Consider the following 4746-nt stretch of genomic DNA (forward strand, 5'->3'; position numbering starts at 1 on the left):
GGGGGACCCTGTGGGAGAGTAGGACGCCGCCGAACAATCATTGCGGGAAGCCCCGCACCAGACCCTTCGGGTCCGGTGCGGGGCTTTTCTGCGTTCACCGGCAGTGCCACCGGCCCGGCTGGGTATCCTGGCCGCGTTCCCCTGGAGGACACGATGACTGCACAGCATCTGGAAGACGGCGGGCCGCTCATCCCTCAGCCGGCGATGACACGCGAAGCCCTCCGGGACGCCGTACGCCGCATCGACATGGCCAATCTGGCCGTGCTCGACAGGGAGTGCAACGAGGCCTTCGACCGTGCCGCCGAGACCGGCGCCATCAACCCGTTGCGGTTCTTCCTGATCAAGTGGGCGACGCACGTGGCGATCCACCGCTGGCCGGCGCGTTCGGCGGCGCTGCACGAGGCGGAGCGGGTGGCCGGCGACCCTGACTCGACGGAAGAAGAGTTCCGGGCCGCCATGGAGACGAGCAGCCGCATCCTCGCCGAGGCCCAGCGCGAGATCGGGCAGTGACCGCGCGCGGCGAAGGCGTGGAGAACGACAGTGGTTGGGCATGGGAGTGCGATCCCAGCCGGCTGTGGGTCCTCGGGGACATGGCCGCGGAGCACCAGGAGCTGGTCACCGCCGTCCTGGACGGACTGGTCGACCTGGCGTCGATGGCGATCGACCCCAAGGACGGCAGCCTCTACGAGGATCCGCACCCGATGCGGCTGCGTACGTACGAGGACGAGCACCTGATGGTCTGGTACCAGACCATCCCCCACCGCCGCAGGGTCTACCTGAAGCGCGTCAACCTCTGAGCGGCCCCTGCCATCCGGGCTCCGCATGGCCCGTCCAACTCCCTGCGAGTCAGGGAGTTTCATCCGAACCACCGCACACGCCCCCGTCGAGCCTCGCCCGGACCGGCGTAGTGCGCTTCGCCCCCTACGACTACGAAGCCCCGACCGTGGCCGGTGCACCCTGCCGCCGGTTCCGCGACTGGTCGGCCCGGGCAACGGTGCCCACCTCCGCCGGCGCGGGACCGCCGCCCGGCTCGGCTGGCACCAAACAAGGCGGACGCCCCCACTTGGCGCCGCTCGGACCTGCCACCGCCAGGCATTCGCGTACTTCGGAGGTTGGGTCGAACACGCTGCTGGCCACCGCCAACAACCTGCGTTGCAGACGTTTCCGGATGACTGGCTGCTGCACCGGCCCGTGGGCCTGCGTTCGAACCTGTTGTTCACCGATCACGGCTGCCCGGTCAACGCATCTCGCATTTGATGCGGTCGTCCGGGTCGCCCGGCACCCGCTCAGACATACTCTGGCCGGCCAGGCCATCAACCGGGGCATGCCCCTCGAGGTCATCGCCGCACTGCTCGGTCACCGGTCGTCGTCCATGACGCGTGTTTGCGCGCGGATCGCCGACCGGACTGTCGCGGACGAGTGACGATCATCCGACCGCGGGACGCCAGAAGCCCGTGTTCCGATAGCGCAACCCGGTAGAGAACCGTTCGATCGACTGGCCACACGGCCAGCTGAACGCCCTGGGGCTCGAAGTTGGTCGCGCTCGGGATCGAGGGGCCGCCGATTCCGATCCTGCGGCTCGTCGTCCCCCGGCGAGCGGACACGCTCCACGGACCGCTCATCACAGGCCCTGAATGCCTGGTCGTTCTGTTGCGCCTCGACCAGCGAGGTCCCGATGGGCGCCCACTGCCCAGTCAGGCCAGCGCAGCTGCAGGGCGTCGTCCTCCCAGAAGCACAACGGCAGATCTCATACGAGCCGGGTCCCCCCGCGCAGAGAGCCCCAACCAGTTTCCGAGGAATCGTCTTGAGCGAGCTGGTCTCCACCCGCATCCGCAACACGGCCGGCAAGCTGGGCCTGCCTCACCTGGCCGAGGCCCTGACTCAGTATGCCCAGCGGGCTGACGAGGCCAAGATGGGCTACCTCGACTTCATCGACCTGGTTCTCTCCGAAGAGCTGGCCGTCCGTGAGGACCGCCGCTTCCGCACCGATCTGAGGATCTCGAAGCTGCCGCACCACAAGACGCTCGACGACTACGACTTCTCGTTCCAGCCCGAGCTCGACCCTCGCAAGATCAAGGACCTTGCCACCCTCTCCTTCGTCGAGGCCAAGGCCAACGCCGCCCTGCTCGGGCCGCCGGGAGTGGGCAAGACGCACAACCTGTCGCTCTCGCGGTCGCGGCTTGCCGGGCCGGATACTCGATCACTGCGACGTCATCTCCATCAACGGCCCCAGCTATCGGCTCAAGAACCGGGTTGCCGCCATCGAATGCGACACACACGCAGCCTGAGAATTGACGGCTCCTCCGGCGGCTCCGTCGTATGAGCTAGCGGCCGTTTCGGCGCCGCCGACGAGTGCTGGCGTCGTCGAAGCGGACCACGCCGACTCCTGGCATGCCCCTGAGCGCGGCCATCTCCTTCATCCCGTGCACGAGTCGGCATGCCCCGGTGTCCTGGTCCACGATGATGGGCCAGTTCCCCCCGACCCGGATCTCGCGCCCCTGCTCGTCCTTCGCCGTGGGATACCAGGTGAAGCCATAGACGCCCCTGCTGGTCGGGGTCGCCGCCAGGCCAAGCTTGAAAACCCACTCATCCCAACGGTCGGTCAGGGTCCGACCGAACTCTTCTGCACGCCTCCGTGCCTCGCTCTCCTCCAAGAGATCCCCCCTTCACCCTCTCAGACCTTGAGAGAACAGACGTTACGGGACTGAACCCGGCCACAGAACGAGAGCTACCTCGGTGCACATATCTCTGTACTTGGCGGTGCACACAGAGAAGTACGCCGCCGCCCCAGGGTGAAGCCGTTCCGCTCCGTGCGGAAGCCGTCGCCTTCGCCGGGTACTACCGGGGCAGGTGTTGATCGTCCGCGACCACGCCCCGGCCGGACGCGCCTTCTCCTCCCTCGAGGATGCGACGCTGCGTTCTCCGCCTGGGCGCCGTCGCGACGGGCAAGGGGCTGGCGACCACGGCATGGTCATCACCAAGCGGAGCGCTGGACGACTACGACTTCTGGTTCCGCCCCGAGTGCGACCCGTGCAAGAACCAGGACCTCGCCCCCCACCGTCGCGCCGCTGGCGACCGTGTGGGCAGGGCGCGTTCCGCGGTCGCTCTCGCGGTCAGTTCGGCGATCTGGCTGCCCCCACTGGGGGTCGGCCACAGGCCGGCTCGAAGGTTCGACAGCGGGGGGTCAGCCGGTGGGGCTGGTGGGGAGGGTGCGCTGCCATTCGCGGCCGATGCCGCGGAGCAGGGCCGGGTAGACGCCCAGGTACCGGAAGGGTTTGATGGCCGCCATGTAGAGGGCGCCGAAACGGCCGTTGGGCTTCACCAGGACGGCCATCTGGCCGCGGTAGCCGCCGGTGCCGTCCGGGACCCAGCTGATGTGCATCAGCCCGTGGACGGTCCGGTTCGCCATCTCCGCCACCCACTCGTCGTGCGTCTGGTAGACGGACGAGAACGGAACCGCGGCGAGGTCCGGGCCGCGGGGGCCCTCCAGCAGATCGGCGGGCAGGCGGTCGCGGAGCGTCGGGACCCGCGTGCCGAGGCCGTCGGAGGGCTTGTCCAAGCCGAGGAGTGCCCCGAGCTTCCAGCGCAGGGCGAACAGCGCGCGCCCGAGGGGGCTGGGGACGGGATCCCCGTTGCCGGTGGCGAATTGGTGCACGAGTCGTTCGAGGTCGTCGGGGCCGCCGGGTGTCGGCAGGGCCCACACGTCCTCGAGCCGGAAGTCGCCGGCGATCTCGTGGATGCGCCAGGGTCGGGAGGTGTGCGCGGTTCGGGGAAGTCTCATCAGCGGGCCCCTGTCTATACGATGCCGTATAGAAGCAGCGTAACCCATCTGTACGGTGCCGTATAGATGGCTGGGCGCGAGAGGAGACGGCATGGGTGTGACCCGCACGCCACGCGGCAAGTGGATCGAGGAGGGGCTGCGGGCGCTGGCCGCCGGAGGTCCGGAGACGGTCAGGATCGAGGTCCTGGCCCAGGCGCTCGGCGTCAGCAAGGGGGGCTTCTACGGCTACTTCGCCAACCGGGACGCCCTCCTCACCGAAATGCTCGACACGTGGGAGCGCGCGGTCACCGAAGCGGTGATCGAGCGGGTCGAGAGCGGTGGGGGAGACCCGAGGGAGAGGCTGGAGCGCCTGTTCCTGATCGTTGCCGCGGCCGGCGACGGTCCGACGACGGGGGTGGGGCCGGACCTCGCAATTCGTGACTGGGCCCGGCGTGACGAGGCGGTGGCGGAGCGGCTCCGGCGCGCGGACAACCGGCGCATGGACTACCTGCGCTCCCTGTTCCGCTCCCTCTGCTCCGACGAGGACGAGGTCGAGGTCCGGTCCCTGATCGCCTTCTCCCTGCGCATCGGCTACCACTTCATCGCGGCCGACCACGGCGGCCGCAGCCGTGCCGAGGTGATGGAGCTGACCAGGAAGTGGCTGCTGAGGTAGCCGGCTCCTGGGAGCGTCCGGAGGGAGCCCGACCCGGGAGTCAAGGCGATTTTGACACCTCCCAGGTCGGGTTGTAGAGTCGAGAAGTTGCCTGGAGCGGACACGCTCGGCAGCAAGCCCCCACAAGGAACGCTTTCGAGTGGGGACACTCGACTCTTCATTCGAGAATCGAAGCCGGGGAAATCCGGTGGAGAACTTCTGATAGAGTCGGAATCGCCGGAAAGGGAAAGCGCGAAAGCGGCTGGACCTGGAAAGCACCGAGGAAATCGGGCCCGAAAGAGTCTGATAGAGTCGGAAACGCAAGAACACAGCA

General features: G+C 68.2%; 7 protein-coding genes and 1 pseudogene. 5 read left to right on the forward strand and 3 right to left on the reverse strand.

What is annotated here, in order from left to right; genetic code table 11:
- Nucleotides 1-153 precede the first annotated feature (153 nt).
- The 3 genes from ACZ6JT_RS35220 to ACZ6JT_RS35230 all read left to right on the forward strand — a co-directional run bounded on the left by ACZ6JT_RS35220 (nt 154) and on the right by ACZ6JT_RS35230 (nt 1423).
- A complete protein-coding gene (locus tag ACZ6JT_RS35220; protein WP_469216299.1) occupies nt 154-510 on the forward strand; it encodes a hypothetical protein in 357 nt (118 codons plus the stop codon).
- Entirely contained in the window at nt 507-797 is a 291-nt protein-coding gene (locus ACZ6JT_RS35225; RefSeq protein ID WP_469216300.1) for a hypothetical protein, read from the forward strand. Before ACZ6JT_RS35220 ends, ACZ6JT_RS35225 begins: the two co-directional genes overlap by 4 nt.
- A 371-nt stretch (nt 798-1168) precedes the next feature.
- Nucleotides 1169-1423 carry a tyrosine-type recombinase/integrase gene (locus ACZ6JT_RS35230; protein ID WP_469216310.1) on the forward strand — a complete coding sequence of 85 codons (255 nt, stop codon included), beginning with the start codon at nt 1169-1171 and terminating at the stop codon, nt 1421-1423.
- A gap of 198 nt (nt 1424-1621) precedes the next feature.
- On the opposite strand, the gene ACZ6JT_RS35235 is transcribed toward ACZ6JT_RS35230, so the two are convergent.
- Nucleotides 1622-1738, reverse strand: a complete 117-nt coding sequence (locus tag ACZ6JT_RS35235; RefSeq protein ID WP_469216302.1) for a hypothetical protein — start codon at nt 1736-1738, stop codon at nt 1622-1624.
- Between the two features lie 66 nt (nt 1739-1804).
- Here ACZ6JT_RS35235 and ACZ6JT_RS35240 point away from each other — a divergent pair.
- Nucleotides 1805-2214: pseudogene (locus tag ACZ6JT_RS35240) on the forward strand (ATP-binding protein); the annotation flags it as partial.
- 110 nt (nt 2215-2324) lie between these two features.
- Here ACZ6JT_RS35240 and ACZ6JT_RS35245 read toward each other — a convergent pair.
- Both ACZ6JT_RS35245 and ACZ6JT_RS35250 read right to left on the reverse strand, forming a co-directional pair.
- Nucleotides 2325-2654: a hypothetical protein gene (locus ACZ6JT_RS35245; protein WP_469216304.1), complete on the reverse strand. Its 330-nt coding sequence runs from the start codon at nt 2652-2654 to the stop codon at nt 2325-2327.
- Between the two features lie 530 nt (nt 2655-3184).
- A complete protein-coding gene (locus tag ACZ6JT_RS35250; RefSeq protein WP_469216306.1) occupies nt 3185-3781 on the reverse strand; it encodes a DUF2867 domain-containing protein in 597 nt (198 codons plus the stop codon).
- Between the two features lie 91 nt (nt 3782-3872).
- Between ACZ6JT_RS35250 and ACZ6JT_RS35255 the strand changes: the two genes are divergently transcribed.
- Complete coding sequence (locus ACZ6JT_RS35255; protein ID WP_469216307.1) at nt 3873-4433, forward strand: TetR/AcrR family transcriptional regulator; 561 nt, start codon at nt 3873-3875, stop codon at nt 4431-4433.
- Nucleotides 4434-4746: the final 313 nt, after the last annotated feature.

The sequence above is a fragment of the Streptomyces sp. NPDC046308 genome, assembly GCF_055588065.1.